Below are 25,158 nucleotides of genomic sequence, written 5' to 3' on the forward strand. Positions count from 1 at the left end.
TCTCCCTTATCGCAGCATCGGCGCGTTGGCGATCATCTGGTCGACTTGCGCGAGCCGGGCCTCAAGATCGCTCCGCCAAGGCGCATCCTCGGGCGAGCGTTCCAGCAGGTCGTTCCAAACGGTCCGCGCCTTGCGTAGCTCGCCCGATCGCGCGAGCGAAAAGCCGAGGAAGAAATCACCCGCAGGATTGGACGGATCGATGGCCCGCGCACGGTCATAAGCTTCTTCTGCCGCCGGGGTGACGAAACCGTCGGCATGGGCCGTCAGCGCCATCGCGAGCGCGAGCCAGCCTTCGAGGTAGTTGGGATTTTCGGTCAGACCCCGCCGGAGCAGGCCCGCCGCGTCGCCAAACTGTCCCTTCCGGGCGAAAGCATCCGAGGTAACAAGAAAATTCGGCTTTGGCCGCGTCTCGTCGAACAGCGATTTCCGCGCTTCGATCATGGCTTCGCCGGAGCGTGGCTCTGCGGGCATGGCCGCCTTGGGGCTGCCATGCTGCTCGGGCGAGCCCTGCCAGGCATAGCCTGCAAGACCGAACAACAGCACCGATCCGAACAGCATGAAGCCTTCGCGCGGAAGCCGCATGATGAATGCGGCAAGCGCGAAGGCGAACAGCGCGAGCGACAGGACCGCGAGCCAGCCGGCCATTACGATGCATCCCCGCTATCGTCCGGAACACGCCTGAGGCGGCGAAGCATGACGAATCCGGCGATCAGGACCAGCAGGAGCGGGACAGCAAAGAGCGGCCACGTCGCCGCGCTCACCTCCGGCTGGTAACTGACATAGTCGCCATACCGGTCGATCAGCCAGGCGCGAACCTCTTCGGGTTCCTCCCCGGCGAGGATGCGGGTGCGGACCTGGTGGCGCATATCGCCCGCCATGGGTGCATCGCTGTCGTGGATGCTCTGCGACTGGCATTTGAGGCAACGCAGCGTCTCCATCAGCTCGGTCGCTTTCGCCTCGAGCTCGGGATCGTCGAGTTGCTTGTAGGCATAGGGCGCAGGCGGCATGTCGTCCTGCGCCGCAAGCGGCAGCGCAAACAGCGCCAGAAGCAGGGCGAGAAGAACACGCATCAGCGCACGTCCTCGAGGATTTCCAGAAGCTCGGGCACATCGTCCTCGCGAATATCGCCGATATGCTGGTGGCGGATATTGCCCTGGGCATCGATCACGAAGGTTTCCGGCACGCCGGCCGCCCCGATTTCGATCTGCAATTGCGAAATGTCGTCCGCGCCTATCCGTGAGTAGGGATTGCCGTGGCGCTCGAGGAACTCGGCAACGTCCTCGGGCTTGTCGCGGATCGCGATGCCGACGATTTCGACGCCTTCTTCCTTGAGCGCTTCGAGCTGCGGAGCTTCCGCAATGCACGGCAGGCACCAGCTCGCCCAGATATTCAGCAGCTTGGGCTCGCCGCCGACGAAGTCCGCACGCGCAGCGCCCGGGATTCCATCGGTTGCCGGAGGCAGGTCGAATTCGGGCAGCGGACGATCGAGCATCCCCGATGGGACGGTCTCGTTCCGGCCTTCGACCAAAATGTATCCGGCAAGTCCGGCAAAGAACAGGAACAGCGCGAGAGGGATGAAGAAGACGGGGCGCATCAGGCGGGCTCCGATTGGGTGGCTTGGGCAAGCGCAGCCTGATCCTCGCGGCGCACCTTGCCCTTGCGAACGGCGGCGCGGCGTTTGAGATCGACCCGCACGCGGCCGATGATCGCAAGGAGTCCGCCGAGCGAGATCAGCAGGCCGCCATACCAGATGAAGGTCACGAAAGGCTTCCACCAGACGCGCAGCTGCCAGCGGGTGTTGCCCTGCTCGTCGACCCCGGCCTCATCCCCGATCACGACGTAAAGCTGCCCGTCCCAACGGGTGATGAGCGCGCTTTCGCTGGTGGATTGCGCAGGAGCCCAGAAGCTGCGCGCTTGCGGCGTGACGAGTGTCGGCGCACCATCTCCCCGCGAAGCCGCAACGCGGGCTTCGATCGCAGTCCAGTTGGGCCCGGCCACCGGATCGACGCCTTCGAGCGTGACGGTCCAGTCGCCGATCTGCTCGCTTCCGCCGGGTGCGACCGCTGCGAGCCGCTCCTGCGTGAAGGCGCTCTCGCTTGCCATGCCGAACAGCGCGACCGCGACCCCGAAATGGGCGAGGACCATGCCCCACACCGCCGTCGGCACGCGCGACAGCTTGCGACCGCGCAGGGGCAGGAACGCAGCGACGCCGAGCGCGAATGCAAGCGCCAGCCCGAGCGCGGGAAGAATTGAAGCCTCGAGCAGCATTGCGGCGATGACGACGAAAACGACGAGGATCGCGGCAATGATCGCCAGCTCCCGCCTGATCCGGCCCGGGCTGTCCTGCTTCCAGCGCAGCAGCGGGCCGACCGCCATCACCAGGAACATCGGAATCGCGAAGATCGCGCTCGCCGGATTGAAATACGGAGGCCCGACGGAAACCCGAACGCCGAACGCCTCGGTCAACAGCGGATAGAGCGTGCCGAGCAATACGATGGCGAGGATCGCGGACAGCATCACGTTGTTGAACACCAAAGCGCCCTCGCGGCTCGTCGCCGAGAAGCGCTTGCCCTCCGCGATCGAACCGGCGCGCATCGCGAAGATCGCCAGGCTGCCACCGATATAAAGGCCGAGCAGCACCAGGATGAAGGTTCCGCGTTCCGGATCGACAGCGAAGGCATGCACGCTGGTGAGCACGCCCGATCGCACGAGGAAGGTGCCGAGCATGCTCATCGAGAAAGCAAGCACGCCGAGCATGATGGTCCAGGTCCGCAGCGCATCGCGCGCGGCGAGCACACTCACCGAATGGAGCAAGGCGGTCGCGGCGAGCCATGGCATCAGCGAGGCGTTCTCGACCGGATCCCAGAACCACCAGCCGCCCCAGCCGAGCTCGTAATAGGCCCAGTAGGACCCCGCCGTGATCCCGAGCGTGAGGAACACCCATGCGAACAACACCCACGGGCGCATGACCTTGGCGAAATCGGGATTGACCTGCCGCGTGATCAGCGCGCCCATGGCGAGGCTGAACGCGACCGACAGGCCGACATAACCGATGTAAAGCGTGGGCGGGTGGATCGCGAGGCCGATATCCTGCAGCAGCGGATTGAGCCCCGTCCCTTCCGCCTGTGGCACCGGCAGCCGCTCGAACGGGTTGGAAGAGAGCAGCAGGAAGACATAGAAGCCCAGCGCGATGAAGCCCTGCACGCCCAGCGTCGCCGACATCGTGTACTCGGGCAGTCGCCGCTCAAGTCCCGCGAGCAAACCGCCGCACAGCGCCAGCACCGCAACCCACAGCAGCATCGAGCCTTCGTGGTTCCCCCACGTGCCGGTCAGCTTGTAGATGAAGGGCTTCATCGAATGCGAATTGTCCGCGACCAGTTTGATCGAAAGATCGGTTATCGCGAACGCCCAGAGCAGCAGGAAAAACGCCAGAACAGCGAGCACCGCCTGAATGATCGCCGCCGGTCGGGCATAGATCGCAAGCGCTTGCGCCTGCGCGTCATCGCGCTTCAGCCCGAAAGCGCCCGAAATCATCTGCAGCACTGCCAGCGCAGTCGCGAGCCACAAGGCGGCGTGTCCGAGTTCGGCGATCATGCCCGCTCTCAGTCCAGCCCAACAGTGGTGTCTTCGGCGTAATCGGCGGCCTGGTGGCCTTCGAGCCCTTCGAGTTCGCGAGGAATATAGTTCTCGTCGTGCTTTGCCAGCAGGTTCGTGGCCACGAACACGCCATCGGGGCCGAGACTGCCTTCGGCGACGACGCCCGATCCTTCGACGAACAGGTCTGGCAGGATCCCGCTGTAGCGGACCGGAACGGTGCTCGCTTCATTGCCTGTGACGATGAAAATGACGGTAATCCCGTCGGCCTGCGTTTCGATCGATCCCGGCTGGACCATACCGCCGAGCCGCACGGCCTGTCCGACCGCAGGCGGTTCGGCCGCCATCTGCTCGGGCAGGTAGAAATAGTTCGCCTGGTTGCGCAGCGCCCACGCCGCGATGAGCCCCGCGGCGACGATCGCGAGCAGGGCGAAGACGACCAGCGTCAGGCGTTGATGCTTGGCCTTCACTGTCCAGTCCTCTGGCGCTTTACCTCGTCACGGCGCTTCTCGGCCTTGCGCATCGCCTGCCAGCTCCACGCCGCCAGCACTGCCAGTCCGCCCAGCCCGATGGCGTAGGCAGCGATGACGAAATCCCAATGATCGAGCGCCTCGCGCATCATGCACCCTCCGCCAGCGGCGCGGCCGCACGGGGCGCATCGTCATCCAGCGCACGGCGGCGCAGGCGCGCTTCGACCTGCTGCTCGGCGATCAGCGCGCGCATCCGCATCAGCACGATCCCTCCGAACAGCAGCGAGAATCCAAGCACGGCGACGAGCAGCGGCCACAGATACACCCCGTCGATCGCGCTCTTGCCCACGGTGATACTCGGCGGTTGGTGGAGAGAGTTCCACCACACGACCGAGCGGTTGATGATCGGAATGTTGATCGCGCCGACGATCCCGAAGATCGCGGCGATCTTCGTCGAACCGCCTTCGCGCGCGGTCGCCTGCGACAGCGCGATGTATCCTGCGTAGAGGAACAGCAGCACCAGCATGCTGGTAAGCCGCCCGTCCCATTCCCACCAGGTCCCCCAGGTCGGGCGCCCCCAGATCGAACCGGTCGCGAGGCAGATCGCCGTGAAGGTCATTCCCGGCACCGCGATCGCGCGCGCCGCGACATTTGCCAGCGGGTGTTTCCAGATCAGCAGCGCCGCGCTCGAAATCGCAATTCCGGCCCATCCCCCCATGCCGAGCCAGGCGGCAGGCACATGGATGAACAGGATGCGCACGCTGTCTCCCATCAGCCGGTCGGGCGGGACCAGCGCCACGCCCCACGCCACCGCGCCGAGCGACAGCAGCAGCCCGCTCCAGAACAGGAGCGGCATCAGCCACTTCGCGAGCGACAGGAAGCGTTTGGGGTTGGCGTAAATATGCATGCGGTGATCCGTGCGCGCCGTTTTAGACGCCCCCACGCTGCCCGCAAGGGCGCAAATTGTGCAAGGGCCGGTGCGTCAACCGCGTCCGATCAGTTCCTGTGCCATCCGGTCGGCGACGACATCCGGCGAAACGCTCTCGGCCTCGCTGGCACTCCAGATCGCTTCGAGGCGGCCGGGGATCTGTTCGAGCAGGGTGTGCACTTCGGCGACGTCGGCGGCCCGACCGTCGCGGCGCGCAAGATATTCGGTGCCGACCGACATGATCCCGCCTGCGTTGATCACGTAGTCGGGCGCGAACAGGATACCGCGTTCGAACAGCTTCTGCCCGTGCTGCGGACGCGCCAGCTGGTTGTTTGCGCCGCCGGCGACGATGGCGCAATCGAGCGCTTCGATGCTGTCGTCGTCGAGGATCGCGCCCAGCGCATTGGGGCTGAGGACCTCGCACGGGGTCGACATGATCGCATCGGCATCCACCGCCTCGGCGCCGAGTTCCGCCGCCATCCTGGCGGCGCGTTCGGCGTTCATGTCCGCCAGAGTGAGCTTCGCGCCGTCCTTGGCCAGAAGCTTGGCAACGCCGCCTCCGACGCTGCCGACACCCTGCACCGCGACATGGACGCCGTGCAGGCTGTCCTTGCCGAGCTTGTGGCGCACGGCGGCCTTGATCCCGTAATAGATACCGATCGCGGTGAACGGCCCCGGATCGCCGCCAGCCGAACCTTCACCCGCAACCGGCAGGCCCGAAACATGGGTCGTGCGCTTCGACACGGCGACCATATCGGCTTCGCTGATACCGACGTCCTCTGCCGTCACATAGCGGCCGCCGAGGCCTTCCACGGCATCGCCGAAGGCCGCCATCAGTTCGGGTGTCTTCGTGCGCGCTTCGTCTGCGAGGATCACGGCCTTGCCGCCGCCCAGCGGCAGGCCAGCCATCGCGTTCTTGTAGCTCATCCCGCGCGAGAGCCGCAGCGCATCGCGCAGGCCGTCTTTCGGGTTCGGATAATGCCAGAACCGCGTTCCGCCCGCACCCGGGCCGAGATGGGTCGAGTGCAGCGCGATAATCGCGGTCAGGCCGCTGGCGCGATCGCGCACGAAGTGCACGACCTCGTGATCGTCGAAATCGGGTTCGGTCCAGAAAGCGGTCATAAGCGCACAAGCCCCAGCTGTTTGCGCGGGATGCCTGGAAAGCCCCGGTCGGAACCATCGGAAACACTGGGAAAATGGGGCGATCGAGGGGTCTCGAACCCCCGACCTCCGGTACCACAAACCGGCGCTCTAACCAACTGAGCTACGATCGCCACAAGCCCCTTCCCGACGCAACATATGTCGCTGCCAAGTCCGCGCAAGGTGGGCGTGATAGCCCTACAAACCTGCCGGTCAAGGCTGCGGTGAGGCGGCGCGAGCCTGTTGCACAAAGCGTCGCCCATTGGAAGCGAAAACTGCGCCAGCGATTGCTGTGCGCAAGAATATTTCGCGACGCATTTTGGGTGCTTGGCCGCGGAGAATCGCTTGGCTATTCCGGTGCCATGCCCGGACCTGGCGAATCTTCCCTCGATTTCCTGCGCTCGCACCCCGGCGTGTTGCGCGTGCCTTCGCCCAAGATCGAGATGGTGGTGAAGCCCGAATTCCTGACCGAAGACCATTGCACCGAGCTGATCCGGCTGATCGATCTCGACCGGCGTCCTTCGACTCTCGCCGATTACAACGGCGATGCGACCTTCAGGACCAGCGAGACTTGCGACCTCAAAGTCGAAGACGAAGCGGTCAAGAAGCTCGAGGACATGCTCACCGAATTCACCGGTATCGACCCGGCCCATGGCGAACAATTGCAGGGCCAGCGCTACGAAGTCGGGCAGGAATTCAAGCAGCACACCGACTGGTTCAACCCCGACGGCCCCGACTGGGAAAAGTTCTGCGGCATTTCGGGCCAGCGGACATGGACCTTCATGATCTACCTCAACACCGTCGAAGCGGGCGGCGCGACCCGGTTCAAGCCGGTCGGCAAGACGATCCAGCCCGAGCGCGGCAAGCTGCTCGGCTGGAACAATCGCAAGCCTGACGGGAGCGGCAACGTCAACACGATGCACCATGCGATGAAAGTGCGCAAAGGCGTGAAATATGTGATAACCAAGTGGTATCGCGAGAAACCGTGGGGGTAAGTATGGCCGAATACAGTGACATTGCCGAACAGCTGCGCACCCGGCTCGACAGCCTGCTGGAGCGCGCCGAGGTGATCGAAGACGATCTTCGCCACCCGCTCGATGACGACTGGAGCGAACAGGCAATCGACCTCGCCGATGACGAGGCCCTCGAAGGCGTCGACGATGTCCTGCGCGCCGAAATCCAGCAGATTCGGCTTGCGCTGTTGCGGATCGAGAACGGCACCTATGGCACCTGCGCCAAGTGCGGGAACGCAATCGGCCGCAAACGGCTCGAAGCCCGCCCGATCGCGACGCGCTGCATCGAGTGTGCGTCCGAGGGTTGATGGGCGAGGTCATAGCCGTCTGCACCGACGGGGATCACCAATTCTCGAAATCGCCGGTCGATCGCATCGACATTGTTGCAGGACTTGGCGTCCGCGGCGATGCGCATGCAGGAGAAAAGGTGCAGCATCGCTCGCGAGTGCGGGCAAACCCGGACCAGCCGAACCTGCGGCAGGTTCACCTGATGCATGCAGAATTGTTCGACGAACTGGCGGACAAGGGATTTCGCATCGAGCCCGGCGATCTTGGAGAGAATATCACGACTCGGGGGATCGACCTGCTTTCGCTCGGGCGGGATACGGTTCTTCACATAGGCGATCGGGCAGTTCTGCAAGTGACGGGATTGCGCAATCCCTGCAGCCAGATCGAAGCATTTATGCCCGGGCTTCTCAAACACGTCGCGATCAAGACGAATGGGGGGATCGTCCGCAAGGCAGGGATCATGACGATCGCCCTCGAAAGCGGGAAGGTTTCCCCCGGCGATGCGATCCGTGTGGACCAGCCGGAAGGATCGCATATCCCGTTGGAGCGCGTCTAGGCGAAAAGAAAAAGGCGGCCCCGTCGGACCGCCCTTCCCTCACAGCCCGAAGGCTGCAAACTGATCTCGTCGCTTATTTCTTGAGCGCCCCTTACTTCTTCAGGGACAGCCCGCCGAAGCGCTTGTTGAACGCAGCCACGCGGCCGCCTTCCTGAAGCTGCTGACGACCGCCGGTCCATGCCGGGTGGCTCGTGGGGTCGATTTCGAGCGACAGCGTGTCGCCCTCGCTACCCCAGGTGGAGCGCGTCTGAAACTCGGTGCCATCGGTCATCTTGACCGTGATCGTGTGATATTCGGGATGCCCTTCGGCTTTCATCGTATTCGTCCTTGCTAGCGTAAGCCCGGTTCCGACCGGGCGAGCTGTTTGCGGGAAAGGCGCGCACATACCCTGCTCACGCCAAATTGCAACCTTTGTTGTGTGTTGGGGTGGCGGCCGGTCTTGCGGGCCACAAGGGCGACCGACCGCCCGCACACTCGACCGGATCGAGGATATCGGTGCGCGGATGCGCTGGTCAGATCAAGAAGGCGCGTCGGCCACCATCGCGGTGAATTCGACGTCGCAGGTGGTCTTTCCCTCGACGCTTGCCTTGCCTTTGAACTTGCATACGCGGCTGCGCTGCTGGGTGAACTCGACCTCGAGATCGAGCAGGCAGCCCGGGGTGACCGGGGCACGGAACTTCGCGTTCTCGATACCCATGAAAATCACGAGCTTGCCCGATCCGGCCAGTTCGAGCGTTTCGATCCCGAGAATGCCCGCAGCCTGGGCCAGCGCCTCGATCTGGAGCACGCCGGGCATGATCGGAGCGCCGGGGAAATGGCCCTGGAAGATCTCCTCGTTCATGCTCACCGCCTTGACCGCGTGGATCCGCTCGCCAAGGTGGATTTCCTTCACCCGGTCGACGAGCAGCAACGGATAGCGGTGCGGCAGGGCCTTGAGGATCTTGTGGATGTCATAATCCAGGATCGGTTCCGATTTGGTCGGTTCGTCGCTCATGCCCTGCCCCCGTTCTGTACCTCGAGACGCCTTAGCGCCCCTGAGGCTGCTCGCCTTGCTGCTGCTGTTGCTGCTGCTGCGCGGCCTGCTGCTGACGCAGCTGGGCCAGGATCAGGAACTGCTGAATCTCCTGGAAGATCTGTGCACCTTGCTGGCTCGGACGATAATTCTGCGGCGGAACGATGCCGACATTCGGCACCTTGGTGTTCAACGATGCGGTGATTTGCGGCGTGATGTCGGCGCCTTCGCCGGCATACTGGATCGCTTCGGGTTGGAGCACGACCACGACCTGTTGTGCCGCTGCGACTTCCTGCACGGCCGCCGGATATTGGGCGAGGATCTGCTCGACTGCGAAGATGCGGGCGTTGTTTACCTGCGCATTGACGTTGGCAATCTCGGTCTCGAGCGTCTGAAGCTGGGCGAAGCTCGGCGAGTTCTGGACAGCCGGCAATTCCGCTTCGTCGAGCTGGCCATTGCCGTTGGTGTCGAATGGCTGGAGCAGCGTTTCGAGTTCCTGCTGCTTCGTCCGGCGGGTTTCGAGCTGCGCCGAATAGGTCGTGTTCACTGCATTGTACGCGTTCTGCAGCGCGGTCGTGTTGATGATTGCGCGCGAGACATCGGCGGTGCCGATGCGGCCCTGGACTTGCGCCGCAGCCGGTGCAGCGGTTGCGACTGCAACCAGCGCGAGACTTGCAGGTACGAAAAGCTTGGAAAGAGATTTCATTAGAACTGAGTTCCTACGTTGAACGTGAAAGTCTTTTCATCGTCGCCCTCGACCTTGCGGATGGTCTGGGCAAAATCGATGCGGAACGGCCCGAATGGCGAGTTCCAGTTTACCCCGATGCCTGCGGTCACACGCGGGCTGGGAGAATTTCCGAGAAACACCTCGCGGATTGCACTGTTCTGGCGAATGCTCGGTACGTTTGCGGTCGTCCCGTCAGCGGCAATGGGGTTCGTCGTGACGAACTGGATCGGATTGCCGTCGTCATCTGTACCCCGCTCGATGAACAGGAGATTGCCGTCGTTATCGACGTTCTGGATACCGTTGGGATTGTCCTGAAGGATCGGCGTTTCGACGCCCCACAGCGCCCCGACATCGACCCAGATCGAAGGGCGCAGGCCAAGCTCGCGGGCACCAGTGCCTAGCGGCAGCTCGATCTCCGCGCGGGCGAGATAATAGTTACGCCCGCCGATCGCGTCGTCGCGAACCGAATCGCGATCGGTGATCGGGACAGGATTGCCGTCTGCGTCCGGAACGTATGGCTGCGTCAGAATTCGTGGACCCACGCCGCGGATGTCGAAGCCTCGGAACTGCGGTTCGCCGAGGAAGAAACGGTCGGTCAGCAGGACATCGTCTACGCCCGCACCGCCTCGGTCCTGAAGCGGAAGGACGGTCCCGCCCTCGGCCGACAGCGAGAAGATGAAGCCCGAATTGGCGATGTTCCAGAACCGCTGCGCACGGCTGCGGACGCGGACATAGCGCACGTCCCCGCCAAGTCCGGCGAATTCGGTGCTGAACGTGAAGCTCGTGCCGCGAGTCGGTCGCAGACGCGAGTTCAGCGAGTTGTAGCTGAGACTGACACCGAGGATCGAGCTGAGCCGGTCGCCGATCGTGTCACACAGGAAGCGGCCTGCGAGCAGCGGGTCGCATTCCGTAATCCCGTCACCGTCGAGATCGGAGAAGAACAGGTTCTCGTCTAGACTGACTTCTTCGTAATTGAGCGTGTAGCTGCCGACGAGCGAGAGATACTCGGTCAGCGGCACACCGACGCGCAACGCCATACCGGTGGTTGCCTGCTCGAAAGTCGTGTTCCGCTCGCGGTTGCGGAAGTTGAAGCTGTTGAAGTCGCGGCGGTAGATATCGAGCCCGGCCGAAATGTTGCGATCGAACACATACGGCTCGGTGAAACTCACCTGTGCCGAACGCGAAAACTGCGAGTAGTTGAGGCTGAGGCCGATCGTCTGGCCTCGGCCGCGGAAATTGCGCTGGCGGATCGAACCGGCGAGGATGAATTGTTCGATCGAGGAGAAACCGGCCGAGAACTGGAGCTCGCCGGTCGGCTGTTCTTCGACATTGGCTTCGAGAACGATCCGGTCGGGCGCGCTGCCTTCGACCTGGTTGACCTCGAAGTTCTCCTGGAAATAGCCGAGCGAATTGATGCGCGCGGTGGTGCGCTGCACGCCGAGCGAGTTGAAGGCATCGCCTTCCGCCAGGCGGAATTCGCGGCGGATCACCTTGTCCTGCGTCAGCGTGTTACCGTTGACGTCGATCCGTTCGACATAGACGCGCGGAGCCTGACGAAGGATGAAAGTGATGTCCATCGTCAGGTCTTCGGGATTGCGGTTGAAGCGCGGCTGGACGTCGGCAAAGGCATAGCCGAACCGACCGGCGAGCTCGGTAAGCTGCTCGACCGTGTCTTCGACCGCCTTCGCGTCGTACCAGTCGCCGCCCTGCATCGGCAGACCCTGGCTCATCACGTCGCTGTCGAAATCGCGCAGCTGGCTTTCGACCTCTACATCGCCGAACTTGTAGCGTTCGCCCTCTTCCACCACGTATGTGATGATGAAGTCTTCCTGGTCCGGCGTAAGCTCGGCGACGGCCGAAACGACGCGGAAATCGGCATAGCCTTCGGTCAGGTAGTACTGGCGCAGCTTCTGCTGGTCGAAGGCAAGGCGGTCGGGGTCATAGCTCGTATTCGAGCTGAAAAACCGGTGCCAGCGGGCTTGCTTGGTCACCATCTCGCCGCGTAGGTCGCTGTCGGAAAACTGTTCGTTGCCGATGATGTTGATCTGGCGGACCTTGGATTTCGGCCCTTCGGTAATCTCGAACACGACATCGACGCGGTTCTGCGGCAGCTGAACCATTTTCGGTTCGACCACGGCGGCAAACCGGCCCTGGCGCTTGTAAAGCTCGATAATGCGGGCAACGTCGGCGCGGACTTTCGAACGGGTGAAGATCTGGCGCGGGGCGAGCTTGATCTCGGGCAGGATCTTGTCGTTGTCGAGCCGCTTGTTGCCTTCGAGCACGATGCGGTTGATCACCGGGTTTTCGGTAACGGTGATGACCACGTTGCCGGCATCGTTGCGGATCGAAAAGTTGGAGAACAACTCGGTCGCGCCGAGATCCTTCAGCGCTTCGTCCGCGGCGACCGAGGTGTATTCCTGGCCGACACGCAGGCGGATGTAGCTGAGGATGGTGGTGGGCTCGAGACGCTCTGCCCCTGACACGCTGATCGAGCGGATGACATTCTCGCTCGGTGCCGGAGCGGGCGCCGGTGCGGGAGCGGGCGTCGGTTGCGCAACGGTGCCTTCCTGTGGCGCCGCTTCGTCCTGCGCGAGCGCGCTGTAGGGCACGCCCGCCAGCATCGATGCACCCGTCAGCGCGGCCGCAAGCGTCTTCGCCCGGTTGTAAGCCTTTGGAGTGACAGCCACGCTGCCCGTCTCGCTGCGTCGATTCATGGAGTAAAAGTTCCCGTCTAACCCGTCTTTGACACGCCCGGAGTGGTGGTCTCACCGATCCCTTGGCGCGTATCGATACGGCCCTCATCGGTCCGCACCTGCCTCTGCCCCATGCAGCCTTCGCAATCAAGCGGAGTCCCCGGCCAAAGCCGGATCGCCCGTTCCCTTTCCCCGGCTAACTGCCGAACAGCGATCCGAAGAACGCCAGAGAGGTGACGTCGTTCACCGTGACCACCACCATGAAGACCAGCACCACCAGTATCCCGGTGCGATAGGCCCATTCGGTTGCCACGGGTCCCACCGGATCTCCGCGCACCGCTTCGGCTGCGTAGAAAGCCAGATGGCCACCATCGAGTGCGGGGATTGGCAAGAAGTTGATGAATGCCAAATTAAGCGAAATCAGCGCGGCGAAGCTCAGGAAGGAAATCAGCCCGAGGCTCATCTGTTCGCCGGAATATTTTGCGATCTTGATCGGGCCGCCCAGTTCCTTGATCGAGCGCTCGCCCAGAATGATCTGCTTGAGTCCGGTCAGCATCATGCCGAGCACGTCCCAGCTGTGCGCGACCGCCATCGGTACCGATTGAAGCACACTGACATCTTCGAGCACATATTCGCCCCCTGCCGGACCGACGCCGATCTGGCCGATAACGCTGGTGTTTCCGAACCCGTCGCTGACCTCGACCCGCTCGGTCACCAGCGGGATATCGATCTCGGTACCGTCACGTTCGACGGTAATCACCATTGGCTCATCGGGAACGAGCATGATCCGCTTTCGGATATCCTCGAAATCCTCGACCTCCTCGCCGTCGATCGCGACGATCAGGTCGCCGATCTCCATTCCGGCCTCCTGCGCAACCGAGGTTTCGGAAAATACGCCCGCTGTCCGCGAATCCTCGGCCCCGACAACGGTCAGCTTGCCGTAAATGGAGAAGATCGAAGCGAATATCGCGATTGTGATGAGCAGGTTTGCAACCGGTCCAGCCGCGACGATCAGTGCCCGTTTCCACAACGCCGCCGACTGGAAGCTGCCTTCTTCCTGCGGGGCATCGGGATCGGGAACGCTCGCGGGGTTCATGTCGCCGCGGAACTGGACATATCCGCCAAGCGGCAGGGCCGAAAGCTTCCAGCGCGTGCCGCGCCGGTCGGTGCGACCCCAGATTTCCTTGCCGAAACCGACCGAGAACGCCTCCGCCTCGACGCCGAACCAGCGCCCGACAAGGTAGTGGCCGAGCTCGTGCAGGGTAATCAGCGGCCCGAGCACCAGCAGGAAGCCGATGAGATACATCCAGAAAGGGGGCGATTCAAACACAGGCGTTGCTTTCCAAGGATCGTCTCGCAAATGCGCGCGCTTCGGCATCAATCCCGAGCACATCTTCGAGCGTTCGCGGCGCGGGCGCGCTATAGCGTGCGAGCGTATCCTCCGCCACTGCCGTAATCGCCATGAACCCGATCTGGCTATCAAGGAAGGCCGCGACCGCTACCTCGTTGGCCGCGTTGAGGATCGCCGGAGCCGCCCCGCCCGCCTCGATCGACTCTCGTGCGATGCGCGTTGCCGGAAACCGGGTTTCGTCAGGCGGGAAGAAAGTCAGCTCGCCGATGCTTGCCAGGTCGAGCGGTTCGAGCGGAGTTTCCATCCGCTGCGGCCAGGCGAGGCACGAGGCAATCGGCACCCGCATGTCCGAAGGGCCAAGCTGCGCCAGCGTCGAGCGGTCGCGATATTCGACCATCGAGTGGATAACGCTCTGCGGGTGGACGACGATGCGGAGCTTGCCGAGACCAACCGGGAACAGGTGATGCGCCTCGATGAATTCGAGGCCCTTGTTCATCATCGTTGCCGAATCGACGCTGATCTTGGCGCCCATCGACCAGTTGGGATGCGCGACCGCCTGTTCGGGCGTGGCGGCGCGAAGCTGTTCGTCGCTCCAGGTGCGCAGCGGGCCGCCGCTGGCAGTCAGCGTGATCCGCGCGACCTCTTTGAGATCGTTGCCCGCGAGACACTGGAAGATCGCGTTATGCTCGCTGTCGGTCGGCAGCAGCGTCGCGCCGTGCTTGGCCACCGCTGCGGTCAACACCTCGCCGGCCGAAACCAGCGCTTCTTTGTTGGCCAGCGCGATCGTGCCGCCGCGCTCGACCGCCGCCATGACAGGGCCTAGGCCGGCGCAGCCGACAATGGCGGCAACCGTCATATCGACCGGACGCGCTGCCGCTTCGCACAGCGCCTTGGTGCCTCCGGCGGTCTCGATGTCGGTCCCCGAAAGGGCCTCGCGCAATTCGCCGAGGCAGCTTTCGTCCCCGACCACAGCCAATTTGGCGCCGAATTCGCGTGCCAGCCTGGCAAGTTCCTGCGCCGAGCAATTGGCGGTCAGCGCCTCGACCTTCCACGCATCGGGGTTGCGACGCACCAGATCGAGAGTCGACGCGCCGATCGAGCCGGTCGCGCCCAGAATCGTGATGGAACGCATGGTAGTCGAACGGGTCATCGCACCATCATCCCAACAAACCCGGCACGACTGCAACCACAAACAGCACGAAGAAGACTGCGAGGAACCCGTCGGCGCGGTCGAAAACGCCGCCATGGCCGGGGATGAGATTGCTCGAATCCTTCACCCCTGCCCGCCGTTTCATCCAGCTTTCGAAGAAATCGCCCGTCTGTGCGAGCACCGCGATCACCACACCGGCGACTATCGCTGTGGCAACGTTCAGCCAGGCGAAGCCTTCGCTCGCGGCCGGACCGAAATCGGCCAGTTCCAGTCCGATGCCGACGGCACTCGCCGCCAGCGCCCCGCCGAACAGCCCGGCCCAGGTCTTCGACGGGCTGATGGAGGGCGCGATCTTCGGGCCGCCCACCGCACGCCCCATGAAATAGGCGCCCACATCGACCGCGATTACCGGAGCGAGAAAGACAAGCAGGACCTCCCACGGCCCGTAGCTTATCCTGATCTGCATCAGCGCCAGCGAGGCGGCGGTGACATAGATCGCGCCGAAGAACGTCCAGGCGACTTCGGCTGGCGGGGAGGTCTGAAAGCCCTTCACCAGCCGGTTCCATTCCCACAGGGTGATCCCGGCGAGCAGCACGACCAGACCGATCCACCACCAGCTGCCGAGCCAAAGCGCCGCGCTGACGATGGCGATCATCACCACTCCCGAGACGAAGCGCACGGGCAGGTCGGCGAGTTTCCTGACCTTCGCCTTTGCCCGCTGGCGCTTGGACTGCGGTTCAGCGTCCGCCATAGCGGCGCTCCCGGCGGGCGAAGTCATCGAGCGCCTGCGCGAGATGCTCGGGTTTGAAATCGGGCCACAGCGTGTCGACGAACAGCATTTCGGCATAGGCCGCCTGCCACAGCAGGAAGTTCGAAAGCCGGATTTCGCCGCTGGTCCGGATGATCAGGTCGAGCGGCGGCAGATCGTACGTATCGAGGTACCTTGTGATGCTTTCAGTATCGATTGTGCCGCTTTCAGCTGCTTTTGCCGCAGCGCGCGCAATCTCGTTCTGCGAGCCGTAATTGAGCGCCACTGCGAGCCGCTTGGACCCGTTCGCCGTCTGCGCAAGCGCATCTTCGAGCATTTCGACGATATCGGGTGCAAGTGCCTGCCAGTCGCCGATAATCTTCAATTTGACATCGTTCGCAACGAAATCCGGCAAGTCCGATTTGATGAACCTGCGCATGAGGTTCATGAGGTCGTCGACCTCGTCTTCGGAACGCTTCCAGTTCTCGGAGGAAAAGGCATAAAGCGTCAGGCAATCGAGCCCCATCGGCTCCAGCCCGCGCACCAGCCGCCGCACGGCTTCGACACCGCGCTGGTGCCCGACCGAACGCGGCAGGCCGCGCTTCTTCGCCCAGCGCCCATTGCCATCCATGATGATGGCGACGTGCCGCGCCCGATTGGGATCGCGACCGCCCTCCTGGGCGTCTGACTGAGCGGGCACCTCGCCCATTGGCCCTCCCTGCCCGACCACCTTACTGGGTCAGGATTTCCTGTTCTTTCTTGGCCGCCGCTTCGTCAGCCTCGCCGACATACTTGTCGGTCATCTTCTGGACTTCGTCCTCGAGACGCTTGCGATCGTCTTCGGAAATGTCCTTCTTCTTCTCGTCGGCCTTGAGGTCTTCCATCCCGTCACGGCGCACGTTGCGAATGGCGATCTTCGCCTTTTCCGCATACTGCCCGGCGAGCTTGGCAAGCTCCTTGCGGCGGTCCTCGGTCAGGTCGGGCATCGGTAGCCGAATGGTCTGTCCGTCGGTCATCGGGTTGAGGCCGAGATTGGCCTTGGCGATACCCTTCTCGACGGCGTTGACGTTCGATTTGTCCCACACCTGCACCGCGAGCATGCGCGGTTCCGGCGCGTTGACGGTCGCGACCTGGTTAAGAGGCATCATCGAGCCGTAGACCTCGACCACCACCGGATCGAGCAGGCTGGTGTTCGCCCGGCCCGTGCGGAGACCCGAAAGATCGCTCTTGAGCGATTCCACGGCGCCGTTCATCCGGCGCTCGATATCTGCCTTGTCGTATTGCGGCATGGCTTACGCTTCCTTCTGTACTATCGTCTGAGTGCCCTCGCCCGAAAGGACGGTGGCAACATTGCCTTTCTGGCGGATCGAAAACACCACTATCGGAATGTCGTTCTCGCGGCAAAGCGCAACTGCGGTCGCGTCCATCACCTTGAGGTTGTCGGACAGGACCCGGTCATAGGTGATGGTGTCGAACCGCTTGGCATCGGGGTTTTGCTTCGGATCGCTGTCATAGACCCCGTCGACGCTCGTGCCTTTGAGCAGCGCGTCGCAATTCATCTCGGCAGCGCGCAAGGCAGCACCCGTGTCGGTGGTGAAGAAGGGGTTGCCTGTTCCCGCGGCGAAGATGACGATCCGGCCCTTCTCGAGGTGCCGCTCGGCACGGCGGCGGATGTAGGGCTCGCACACGCTGGACATCGGAATTGCAGATTGCACTCGCGTCTGCACGCCGAGCTGTTCGAGCGCATTCTGCATCGCGAGCGCGTTCATTACCGTCGCCAGCATGCCCATGTAATCGCCGGTCGTCCGGTCGAGCCCGCGCGCTGCGCCCGCGACACCGCGAAAGATGTTGCCGCCCCCGATCACAAGGCAAACTTCCAGCCCGGTCTCCTTGGCCGCCTTCACCTCTTCGGCGAGACGCGCGACATATTCCGGATCGATCCCGTATTCCTGCTCGCCCATGAGGACCTCGCCCGAAAGCTTCAGGAGGACGCGCTTGATTTCAGGGAGAGCCATAAATACCAAATCCGGATCGAGTGTTGCTTGATCGCCGCTGCCTTAGCGAGAAAGCCGATACACGCAAAGGGAAAGGCGTCCATTCCACCATGGGAAATCTGGCCGAATTTCTGGCCCCCCTTACGCCTGCGGAGGTGCTCACAAAGAAGCGGCGCGACGCGTTGTCGCTGCACCGGGGAAGAAGCGAAGCGCCCGTCCGCGAGTTGTTCTCGAAAAGCAGGCTGATTGACCTCGCCTGCGCGATTACCGACCCGGAAGAGCTGCAAGTCACCTCGAATCACAACACCATCCCGTTCACCTTCCTTACCGACAACGGGCGCGTCGACCGGACCAGGTTGGAACGCCTGACAGCCCGCGGCGCGAGCCTGATCGTCCACAACGCACACCGGTTTGACGACGCGCTCGGCAGTATCGTCCGGGCATACATGGATGTGAGCGGCAAGAAGGCCTGGCTCGGGGCGATCGGATCGTCGGGATCGATGGGAGCCCTCGCACGGCACTCCGACCCGTACGACATCTTCATGGTGCAGGTGGAAGGGTCGAAGCACTGGCGCATTTACGAATCGGAGGATGCCGAAGCGCAGCCGGTTGCCGAATTCACGCTGGTGGCGGGCGATTATCTCTTCGTACCGGCCCATCACCTGCACGAGTGCGACACGATCGGCGGCCACTCGCTCCATCTCGGACTGGGCTTTGCCGGTCCGAGCTACGACGTGTGGGGATAAAAAACGGCCGCCGCAGGACTAGCTGCGACGGCCGTCAATATCGTCTTTCTCGAAGACTTAGCCGCCGACGGCAGCCGCGACTTCCGCCGCGAAGTCGCTTTCTTCCTTCTCGATGCCTTCGCCGAGCTGGAAGCGGACATAGTCCACAAGTTTGATCGTCGCGCCGGCTTCCTTGGCGGTGCGGGCAACGTATTCTTCCACGGTGGCCTTGCCGTCCTTGACGAAGATCTGGCTCAGAAGCGCGTTTTCCTTGGCATACTTCTTCACCGCGCCTTCGATCATCTTTTCCTGCACGGCTTCGGGCTTGCCGCTTTCGGCAGCCTTTTCGGCGGCGATCTTGCGCTCGCGCTCAATCACCTCGGCGTCGAGACCATCGGCGTCGAGTGCCTGCGGGAACATCGCAGCAGCATGCTGGGCAATGTCGCGGCCAAGCGTCGCGAGCACATCCGCGCTGGCATCGCCTTCGAGCGCGACCAGCACGCCGATCTTGCCGAGGTCCTGCGCGTCGGGTGCCACGGCATTGTGCATGTAGGCGACAACAGCGCCCTGCCCGACCGACACAGTCTTCATCCGGCGGACCTGCTGGTTCTCGCCGATCGTCGCGACGTTATCGGTCAGCTTGTCGCCAACGGTGCCGCCATCGGGGTATGAGGCAGCCTTGAGCGCTTCGACATCGTCGTTGCCGAGCGTGAGAGCCACAGCGGTGGTCTTGCGCACGAAATCCTGGAACTTGTCGTTCTTGGCGACGAAGTCGGTTTCCGAGTTGACTTCGACAGCCACGCCCTTGGTGCCTTCGACGGCCACGCCGACAAGACCTTCGGCCGCGGTACGGCTCGACTTTTTCTGCGCGGTGGCGAGGCCCTTGGCGCGCAGCGCGTCGACAGCGGCTTCGAGGTTGCCGGCAGCTTCGCTCAGCGCCTTCTTGGCGTCCATCATGCCTGCGCCGGTCATTTCGCGCAGCTTCTTCACATCGGCGACGGTGAAATCGGCCATGTTCAATTCCTTTGAATGGGTTGAGGGCGCCGGGCCCTGTAGGGACTGCCCGGCGCGCTAGATTGGAAATGTGACGCGTGATCAACGCGTCAGGAAGGTCTTAGGCTTCGGCAGCCGCTTCGGCGGGAGGCTCGGCCATCGCGCCGACGTCTTCGCCCGAATCCGCAACCGCACCGCCACGACCGGCAACCGCGGCATCGCGGATCGCGTCGCAATAGAGGCGCACGGCGCGGCTGGCGTCGTCATTGCCCGGCACCGGGAATGCGATATTCGACGGATCGACATTGGTGTCGAGCACCGCGATCACCGGAATGCCGAGCACGGCGGCTTCCTTGATCGCGAGATCTTCCTTGTTGGCGTCGATCACGAACATCACGTCCGGGATGCCGCCCATGTCGCGGATACCGCCAAGCGACAGTTCCAGCTTGTCGCGCTCGCGAGTAAGCTGCAGGACTTCCTTCTTGGTAAAGCCGCTGGTGTCGCCAGAAAGCTGCTCTTCGAGCGTCTTGAGACGCTTGATCGAACCGCTGATGGTCTTCCAGTTGGTCAGCATCCCGCCGAGCCAACGGTGATTGACGAAGTGCTGGCCCGACGCGCGGGCGGCTTCGGCGATCGGCTCCTGCGCCTGGCGCTTGGTGCCGACGAACAGCACCTTGCCGCCTGCGCGGACGGTCTGCTCGACGAAATCGAGCGCGCGCGCGAACAGCGGCACGGTCTGCGACAGGTCGATGATGTGAACACCGTTGCGGGCGCCGAAGATATACGGCTTCATCCGCGGGTTCCAGCGGTGGGTCTGGTGGCCGAAGTGTGCGCCGGCCTCGATCAATTGCTGCATGGTGACGGTAGTGGCCGCCATAGGTATTTCCTTTCCGGTTGTTCCTCTGAAGGGCAAGGAACCGAGGCGGAGATCCCGCCAGCGGCACCGGTATGAAGCGCCCTTCATGTGAATTTCGCTGGACTATGCGACCGATTCGGACCGCCCCGTTCAACGATGGCGGGGCCAATAGCGGCCCCGGACCACAAAATCTAGTGCAATCGACATTCGCAGAACACAAGCGGAACAAATTGCTTGACTGGGTGGAACACTTATAGAACAAAAGGCGCAGAACAAAGATCGAACGAAAGAAACCAGCCATGATCGCAACGACCATCGCCGCCCTGTTCTCCCTTGTTGCAATCGTCACCGCGCTTGCGCTCGTGGATGTCTGGCTTCGTGCGCGCAGCGCCTACGCCTCGCTCAAGCGACAGAGCGCTCTGGTGCAGGCCGGTTTCGTGCCGCAGGTCGAAGCGCGGGTTATCCGCCTGCGCTCCGGCACACCGCGCGTCGGCGGTGCTTCGCGTCCGTTTGCTAGGCGGCTTCCGCGTGCGACTTCTGCTCCTGCGCTCGACGCCGCTTGATCCGGCCATATTTCAGAAGCGCATACGGCATCAGCAACAGGTAACCGGCGCAAATCACGGTCAGCGACCACCACGGTTCGAGCAGCAGCGCGGCAAATCCGACCGCTATCAGGGCAATCAGCCACAGCCGGATGCCCCGCCGCGGGCGCAGCGCGGCCCAGCTCAAGGTGGCCATGTTCGAAATGAGCAGGACGGCGATCAGGCTGAGCCACAGCGCAATCAGTACGGGGTCGCGAAAGGTTTCGATCCCCGTCTCTTTCCAGAGATAGAACGGCGCGAAGGCCAGGGCCGCGCCGACAGGGGCCGGAACTCCGGTCAGGAAACCGGCGGACTTGTGCGGCTGCTCGTCGACATCGATCTGCGCGTTGAAACGCGCCAGCCGCAGCGCGCAGCAGATCGCGAAGGCGAGCGCGGCGAACCACCCGAACCGTTCAAGATCCTGCAGCGACCACATGTACAGGATCAACGCCGGAGCCATTCCGAAGGAAAGCGAGTCGGCCAGGCTGTCGAGTTCCGCACCGAAGCGCGATTGGGCGTTCAGCAGGCGCGCAATGCGGCCATCGATCCCGTCGAGCACGCCAGCCAGCATGACGGCGAGGATTGCGAACGACCACTGCCCCTCGATCGCGAAGCGGATCCCCGTGAGCCCCGCGCACAGCGCCGCAGCGGTAATGGCATTGGGCAACATCGCTCGCAGGGTGAGCGCACGCGGCTGCCCCGGCGCCTTTGCGTCCTCATCCTCTGCGGCTTTCGGTCCAAGCCGTTCCATGCCGAGCCGTGCCGGCTTGCGGGGACCGGACTCGTTCAAATCGCTCTCATACGGGCGGCTTCAGCCATCACTGCGAAACACCCTCGAGCAGACCCTGGGTCCCCAGCTCCGCGAGGATCGTCTCCCCGGCAATACATCTCTGGCCCATCAGCACTTTCGGATCGGTCCCGGCGGGAAGGTATACGTCCACCCGGCTGCCGAACCGGATGAGCCCGATCCGCTGCCCCTTGGCCACCGTGTCACCAGGTTTGACGAACGGCACGATCCGGCGCGCGACCAGACCGGCGATCTGCGTGAAGCCGATGGCAACGCCATCCGCCCGCTCGATCAGGAGATGCTGGCGTTCGTTCTCCTCGCTCGCCTTGTCGAGATCCGCATTCACGAACTTGCCGGGAATATAGACCAACCGTCGCACCGTCCCTGCGATCGGGGCGCGATTGATGTGCACATCGAACACGCTCATGAAGATCGAGATGCGCGTGACCGGCCCATCGGCCATCCCCGGAAAGCCCGAGCCATCGTCGATCTTGAGCTCGGGCGGAGGCTCCACCGTCGTGATCAGCGACACCACCCCGTCGGCCGGGGCGACGATCGCATTGTCGGCTTGCGGCACGACCCGTTCGGGATCGCGAAAGAACGCGAACACGCCGAGCGACAGGAGCAGCAACGGCCAGCCGATGATCTCCCAGTCGAAAATGAGCAGTGGCACGAGGCTGATCGCAATCGCGATCACGCCATATTTGCGCCCTTCGGGATGAATCGGCGGCCAGCTCCAGCCCGCTTCGCCGCGCCCCTGATTGTCGAGAATTTCTCCAGCCATGGTTCAGCACTTAGGCAGGTGAACGCAGCCCCGCAAGCAGCGCGGCCCATTCCGCTGTCGCTTTCGGTACCGGCACGGGGGCGGTTCGCATGGCCGAACCGGGCAACTCTTCACCACCTAGTAAGAAATTTACCATAACGAGCGCAGCTGTGATGGACGCGCAAACCGACAGCGAGCTTGCCCTCGGAAATTCGACCGATCTCGCCCGCCGCTGGCTGGGCGAAGTCCCCATTTTCGTAATCGGGCTGGTGCTCGTGACGATCTGTCTCGGGCTGCTGATGTCGCATGACGTCTTCCCGAGCTTCGGCGGGGTTATCGAAAACGCACGGATCTTCGCGATGTTCACGTTGATCCTCGTCGCTTTCGACGCCGCGTGGCATATCAACCGCGAACGGCCCGAGAGCCCGATCGAATTCCTCAAGGCACGCTATTCCGCGCGCCCGCTCTGGAACACTATCCTCGCGGGAGCACCGCTGCTGGCCGTTGCGATCACGCTGCTTCCTTTCTTCTCCAAGATGAAAGCCGCAATCCCGCTGTTCAAAGACTTCACCTGGGACGAGACCTTCATCGCCTGGGACCGGGCGTTCTTCTTCGGTTACGATGCCTGGGAAGTCCTCCAGCCGGTGCTCGGCTATCCGATCGTCACCGCCTTTCTCGCCCTGCTCTATCACCTGTGGTTCCTGCTGCTCTATCCCGGAGTCATGTTCTTCGTGTTCTGCCGGGTGGACAGCCAGCTGCGCCGCCAGTTCTTTCTGACCTACATGCTCAGCTGGACTCTGATCGGCGGGGCAATGGCCACCATGCTTGCCTCGGTCGGCCCGTGCTTCCTCGAACCGATGCTCGGCAACCCGCATTTCGCCGACCAGATGGCCTATCTCAACGCCGCGAACGAGGAAGTGCCGATCATGACCCTGCGGGTGCAATCGCTGCTGCTCGAATGGCACGGTGTCGGCAAGGATGGCCTCGGCAGCGGGATCACCGCGATGCCGAGCATGCATTGCGCAATCGCGTTCCTCTACTGGATCGCCGTTCGCCGGATCGACAAGCGCTGGGGTGCCTTCTTCGCGGTGTTCTTCTTCATCACCTGGATCGGTAGCGTACACCTTGCCTACCACTTCGCCGTCGACGGGCTGGTTTCGCTCCTCGCAGTCGCGGGAATCTGGTGGGCATCGGAGAAGATCATCGTCGGGTGGGACCGACTGGTCGAGCGTCAGGCGGCCTTGCGGACGAAGACCGTACCGGCCGAATAACCCGCACCGAAACTGCAGATCAGCCCGGTATCGCCCGCGGCCAGATCGTCGCTGTTGAGGTGAAACGCGATGATCGAGCCCGCGCTCGACGTGTTGCCATAGGTATCGAGCACGGTCGGGCTTTCATCGTCATTGGCTTCGTGGCCGAGCACGCGTTGCGCGATCAGCCGGTTCATGCCCGCATTGGCTTGATGCAGCCACAGTCGGCGAAGCGTCGCCGGATCCATCTGCAGCTTCTCGGCCTCGTCGATGATCATTTGCGCGACCATCGGCACCACTTCCTTGAACACCTTGCGGCCTTCCTGGACGAACAGCTTGTCCGGTTCGCCCGCACTCTCCGGATGGGCGCGGTTGAGAAAGCCGAAATTGTTGCGGATGTTGTTCGAAAAGACCGTCTTCAGCTTGGTGCTGAGAATGTCCCAGTGCTGCTCGGGCGCGATCGCCGCATCCTCGACCAGCACGGCGGTGGCGACGTCACCGAAGATGAAATGGCTGTCGCGGTCGCGCCAGTTAAGATGCCCGGAAGTGATCTCGGGGCTGACGACCAGCACGCTCTTTGCGTTGCCCGAGCGGACATAGTCCGCAGCCGTCTGGATCCCGAAGGTCGCCGATGAACACGCGACGTTCATGTCGAAGCCGAAGCCCTCGATCCCGAGCGCCTGCTGGATTTCGATCGCCATCGCCGGATAGGCACGCTGCATGTTCGAAGCTGCACACAGCACCGCATCGACATCTTCGGGTTTGCGCCCCGCCCGATCGAGCGCCTGGCGCGCGGCTTTGACGCCGATTTCCGCCATGATCGACAGCTCGTCATTGGACCGCTCGTCCCAGCGCGGGGCCATGATGTCGGGATCGAGCACCGGAGCCTTCGCCATCACGTGCCGCGCTTTGATGCCGCTCGCCTTCTCGATGAATTCGACCGACGAATGCTGCAACGGCTCGATCTCTCCCGCCGCAATCGCATCAGCGTTGCGCTCGTTGTGCAGGTCGACGAAGGTGTTGAAGCTTTCGACCAGCTCTTCGTTGGTGATCGATTCCTCGGGCGTGAACAAGCCGGTGGAGGAAATGACGGGTCGGTGGGTCAGTTGCATGGCGAAGCGCAATAGAAGCCGCAATGAAAGGCCGCAAGACCGGGCGGCACCTCGTTGCCGGGAGAGCGCGGGTGAGTTTTCCTACTTCGCCAATCGCCGCTAGGGAATGGACGTGCCGGGCAGCCAAGGAAGGAGGCGTTCGGCATCGAAACGAGAAAAAAGCAATTCGCAAAGTGTCAACTTCGCAAATCGGGCAAAACCGCGAGGATTTTCAGATATTTAATTGTCCGTCAGACGCTTGACACGGTGTCAACTTCGTCAGGTTCCGGAGAACTCGCTGTGACGCGACCGTTGAGAAGATGGCAAATGGTGGACAGGGCTGGATTCGAACCAGCGTACGCTTGCGCGGGCAGATTTACAGTCTGCTGCCTTTAACCACTCGGCCACCTGTCCACACCATGCCTTGCAGTAACATTTCGCTGTTCTG

29 protein-coding genes and 2 tRNA genes are annotated in these 25,158 nt (G+C 63.0%); 6 read left to right on the forward strand and 25 right to left on the reverse strand.

What is annotated here, in order from left to right:
- Positions 1–6: 6 nt before the first annotated feature.
- The 9 genes from ACI5KX_RS10760 to ACI5KX_RS10800 form a co-directional block, all read right to left on the reverse strand.
- Positions 7–645, reverse strand: coding sequence for a tetratricopeptide repeat protein (locus ACI5KX_RS10760; RefSeq protein WP_406810659.1), 639 nt, complete (start codon positions 643–645; stop codon positions 7–9).
- Positions 645–1,070: a cytochrome c-type biogenesis protein gene (locus tag ACI5KX_RS10765; RefSeq protein ID WP_406810660.1), complete on the reverse strand. Its 426-nt coding sequence runs from the start codon at positions 1,068–1,070 to the stop codon at positions 645–647. Before ACI5KX_RS10765 ends, ACI5KX_RS10760 begins: the two co-directional genes overlap by 1 nt.
- Positions 1,070–1,594 carry a DsbE family thiol:disulfide interchange protein gene (locus tag ACI5KX_RS10770; protein WP_406810661.1) on the reverse strand — a complete coding sequence of 175 codons (525 nt, stop codon included), beginning with the start codon at positions 1,592–1,594 and terminating at the stop codon, positions 1,070–1,072. The genes ACI5KX_RS10765 and ACI5KX_RS10770 overlap by 1 nt, the downstream gene beginning before the upstream one ends.
- Entirely contained in the window at positions 1,594–3,594 is a 2,001-nt protein-coding gene (locus ACI5KX_RS10775; RefSeq protein WP_406810662.1) for a heme lyase CcmF/NrfE family subunit, read from the reverse strand. Before ACI5KX_RS10775 ends, ACI5KX_RS10770 begins: the two co-directional genes overlap by 1 nt.
- An 8-nt stretch (positions 3,595–3,602) precedes the next feature.
- A complete protein-coding gene (gene ccmE / locus ACI5KX_RS10780) occupies positions 3,603–4,064 on the reverse strand; it encodes a cytochrome c maturation protein CcmE (RefSeq protein WP_406810663.1) in 462 nt (153 codons plus the stop codon).
- A complete protein-coding gene (locus ACI5KX_RS10785) occupies positions 4,061–4,216 on the reverse strand; it encodes a hypothetical protein (RefSeq protein ID WP_406810664.1) in 156 nt (51 codons plus the stop codon). Before ACI5KX_RS10785 ends, ccmE begins: the two co-directional genes overlap by 4 nt.
- The gene (gene ccmC, locus ACI5KX_RS10790) at positions 4,213–4,971 is read right to left on the reverse strand and encodes a heme ABC transporter permease CcmC (RefSeq protein ID WP_406810665.1); all 759 of its coding nucleotides are present in this window, start codon (positions 4,969–4,971) and stop codon (positions 4,213–4,215) included. Before ccmC ends, ACI5KX_RS10785 begins: the two co-directional genes overlap by 4 nt.
- 75 nt (positions 4,972–5,046) lie before the next feature.
- The gene (locus tag ACI5KX_RS10795; RefSeq protein WP_406810666.1) at positions 5,047–6,114 is read right to left on the reverse strand and encodes a Leu/Phe/Val dehydrogenase; all 1,068 of its coding nucleotides are present in this window, start codon (positions 6,112–6,114) and stop codon (positions 5,047–5,049) included.
- A gap of 75 nt (positions 6,115–6,189) precedes the next feature.
- A tRNA-His gene (locus tag ACI5KX_RS10800) sits at positions 6,190–6,266 on the reverse strand.
- A gap of 228 nt (positions 6,267–6,494) precedes the next feature.
- Here ACI5KX_RS10800 and ACI5KX_RS10805 point away from each other — a divergent pair.
- The 3 genes from ACI5KX_RS10805 to ACI5KX_RS10815 are packed head-to-tail and all read left to right on the forward strand — an operon-like array spanning position 6,495 to position 7,989.
- Positions 6,495–7,127 carry a prolyl hydroxylase family protein gene (locus ACI5KX_RS10805; RefSeq protein WP_406810667.1) on the forward strand — a complete coding sequence of 211 codons (633 nt, stop codon included), beginning with the start codon at positions 6,495–6,497 and terminating at the stop codon, positions 7,125–7,127.
- A gap of 2 nt (positions 7,128–7,129) precedes the next feature.
- The gene (locus ACI5KX_RS10810) at positions 7,130–7,453 is read left to right on the forward strand and encodes a TraR/DksA family transcriptional regulator (protein WP_406810668.1); all 324 of its coding nucleotides are present in this window, start codon (positions 7,130–7,132) and stop codon (positions 7,451–7,453) included.
- Positions 7,453–7,989, forward strand: a complete 537-nt coding sequence (locus ACI5KX_RS10815) for an MOSC domain-containing protein (RefSeq protein ID WP_406810669.1) — start codon at positions 7,453–7,455, stop codon at positions 7,987–7,989. The genes ACI5KX_RS10810 and ACI5KX_RS10815 overlap by 1 nt, the downstream gene beginning before the upstream one ends.
- A gap of 91 nt (positions 7,990–8,080) precedes the next feature.
- Here the strand turns inward: ACI5KX_RS10815 and rpmE are convergent, their stop codons facing one another.
- From rpmE to pyrH, 10 genes are all read right to left on the reverse strand, one after another.
- Positions 8,081–8,305: a 50S ribosomal protein L31 gene (gene rpmE / locus ACI5KX_RS10820; protein ID WP_406810670.1), complete on the reverse strand. Its 225-nt coding sequence runs from the start codon at positions 8,303–8,305 to the stop codon at positions 8,081–8,083.
- 201 nt (positions 8,306–8,506) lie between these two features.
- Positions 8,507–8,983, reverse strand: a complete 477-nt coding sequence (gene fabZ / locus ACI5KX_RS10825) for a 3-hydroxyacyl-ACP dehydratase FabZ (RefSeq protein WP_406810671.1) — start codon at positions 8,981–8,983, stop codon at positions 8,507–8,509.
- Between the two features lie 31 nt (positions 8,984–9,014).
- A complete protein-coding gene (locus ACI5KX_RS10830; protein ID WP_406810672.1) occupies positions 9,015–9,707 on the reverse strand; it encodes an OmpH family outer membrane protein in 693 nt (230 codons plus the stop codon).
- On the reverse strand, positions 9,707–12,442 hold the full coding sequence (gene bamA, locus ACI5KX_RS10835; RefSeq protein ID WP_406810673.1) for an outer membrane protein assembly factor BamA: 2,736 nt from the start codon (positions 12,440–12,442) through the stop codon (positions 9,707–9,709). Before bamA ends, ACI5KX_RS10830 begins: the two co-directional genes overlap by 1 nt.
- A 175-nt stretch (positions 12,443–12,617) precedes the next feature.
- Positions 12,618–13,751 (reverse strand): RIP metalloprotease RseP, encoded by a 1,134-nt coding sequence (rseP, locus tag ACI5KX_RS10840; protein ID WP_406810674.1) that lies wholly within the window; start codon positions 13,749–13,751, stop codon positions 12,618–12,620.
- On the reverse strand, positions 13,744–14,904 hold the full coding sequence (dxr, locus tag ACI5KX_RS10845) for a 1-deoxy-D-xylulose-5-phosphate reductoisomerase (RefSeq protein ID WP_406811361.1): 1,161 nt from the start codon (positions 14,902–14,904) through the stop codon (positions 13,744–13,746). Before dxr ends, rseP begins: the two co-directional genes overlap by 8 nt.
- 25 nt (positions 14,905–14,929) lie before the next feature.
- Positions 14,930–15,673 carry a phosphatidate cytidylyltransferase gene (locus ACI5KX_RS10850; protein WP_406810675.1) on the reverse strand — a complete coding sequence of 248 codons (744 nt, stop codon included), beginning with the start codon at positions 15,671–15,673 and terminating at the stop codon, positions 14,930–14,932.
- The gene (uppS, locus tag ACI5KX_RS10855) at positions 15,660–16,379 is read right to left on the reverse strand and encodes a polyprenyl diphosphate synthase (protein ID WP_406810676.1); all 720 of its coding nucleotides are present in this window, start codon (positions 16,377–16,379) and stop codon (positions 15,660–15,662) included. Before uppS ends, ACI5KX_RS10850 begins: the two co-directional genes overlap by 14 nt.
- 22 nt (positions 16,380–16,401) lie before the next feature.
- Positions 16,402–16,959 (reverse strand): ribosome recycling factor, encoded by a 558-nt coding sequence (gene frr, locus ACI5KX_RS10860; RefSeq protein WP_406810677.1) that lies wholly within the window; start codon positions 16,957–16,959, stop codon positions 16,402–16,404.
- Between the two features lie 3 nt (positions 16,960–16,962).
- The gene (pyrH, locus tag ACI5KX_RS10865; RefSeq protein WP_406810678.1) at positions 16,963–17,685 is read right to left on the reverse strand and encodes a UMP kinase; all 723 of its coding nucleotides are present in this window, start codon (positions 17,683–17,685) and stop codon (positions 16,963–16,965) included.
- 89 nt (positions 17,686–17,774) lie between these two features.
- On the opposite strand from pyrH, the gene ACI5KX_RS10870 reads away from it, so the two are divergent.
- Complete coding sequence (locus tag ACI5KX_RS10870) at positions 17,775–18,410, forward strand: JmjC domain-containing protein (RefSeq protein ID WP_406810679.1); 636 nt, start codon at positions 17,775–17,777, stop codon at positions 18,408–18,410.
- A gap of 57 nt (positions 18,411–18,467) precedes the next feature.
- Here ACI5KX_RS10870 and tsf read toward each other — a convergent pair whose 3' ends face one another.
- Positions 18,468–19,403 carry a translation elongation factor Ts gene (gene tsf / locus ACI5KX_RS10875; RefSeq protein WP_406810680.1) on the reverse strand — a complete coding sequence of 312 codons (936 nt, stop codon included), beginning with the start codon at positions 19,401–19,403 and terminating at the stop codon, positions 18,468–18,470.
- 100 nt (positions 19,404–19,503) lie between these two features.
- On the reverse strand, positions 19,504–20,259 hold the full coding sequence (gene rpsB, locus ACI5KX_RS10880) for a 30S ribosomal protein S2 (RefSeq protein WP_406810681.1): 756 nt from the start codon (positions 20,257–20,259) through the stop codon (positions 19,504–19,506).
- 278 nt (positions 20,260–20,537) lie between these two features.
- Between rpsB and ACI5KX_RS10885 the strand changes: the two genes are divergently transcribed.
- Complete coding sequence (locus tag ACI5KX_RS10885) at positions 20,538–20,801, forward strand: hypothetical protein (RefSeq protein WP_406810682.1); 264 nt, start codon at positions 20,538–20,540, stop codon at positions 20,799–20,801.
- On the opposite strand, the gene ACI5KX_RS10890 is transcribed toward ACI5KX_RS10885, so the two are convergent.
- A complete protein-coding gene (locus ACI5KX_RS10890; protein ID WP_406811362.1) occupies positions 20,752–21,570 on the reverse strand; it encodes a CDP-alcohol phosphatidyltransferase family protein in 819 nt (272 codons plus the stop codon). The genes ACI5KX_RS10885 and ACI5KX_RS10890 overlap by 50 nt on opposite strands.
- 67 nt (positions 21,571–21,637) lie before the next feature.
- Positions 21,638–22,390, reverse strand: coding sequence for a phosphatidylserine decarboxylase (locus ACI5KX_RS10895; protein WP_406810683.1), 753 nt, complete (start codon positions 22,388–22,390; stop codon positions 21,638–21,640).
- A 152-nt stretch (positions 22,391–22,542) separates the two neighbouring features.
- On the opposite strand from ACI5KX_RS10895, the gene ACI5KX_RS10900 reads away from it, so the two are divergent.
- Complete coding sequence (locus ACI5KX_RS10900) at positions 22,543–23,640, forward strand: phosphatase PAP2 family protein (RefSeq protein ID WP_406810684.1); 1,098 nt, start codon at positions 22,543–22,545, stop codon at positions 23,638–23,640.
- On the opposite strand, the gene ACI5KX_RS10905 is transcribed toward ACI5KX_RS10900, so the two are convergent.
- Both ACI5KX_RS10905 and ACI5KX_RS10910 read right to left on the reverse strand, forming a co-directional pair.
- Positions 23,601–24,731 carry a beta-ketoacyl-ACP synthase III gene (locus ACI5KX_RS10905; RefSeq protein WP_406810685.1) on the reverse strand — a complete coding sequence of 377 codons (1,131 nt, stop codon included), beginning with the start codon at positions 24,729–24,731 and terminating at the stop codon, positions 23,601–23,603. The two genes, ACI5KX_RS10900 and ACI5KX_RS10905, sit on opposite strands and share 40 nt — an antisense overlap.
- 307 nt (positions 24,732–25,038) lie before the next feature.
- Positions 25,039–25,124, reverse strand: a tRNA-Tyr gene (locus tag ACI5KX_RS10910).
- Positions 25,125–25,158 lie beyond the last annotated feature (34 nt).

This window comes from Erythrobacter sp. GH1-10 (assembly GCF_045363165.1).
Lineage (GTDB): Bacteria > Pseudomonadota > Alphaproteobacteria > Sphingomonadales > Sphingomonadaceae > Erythrobacter.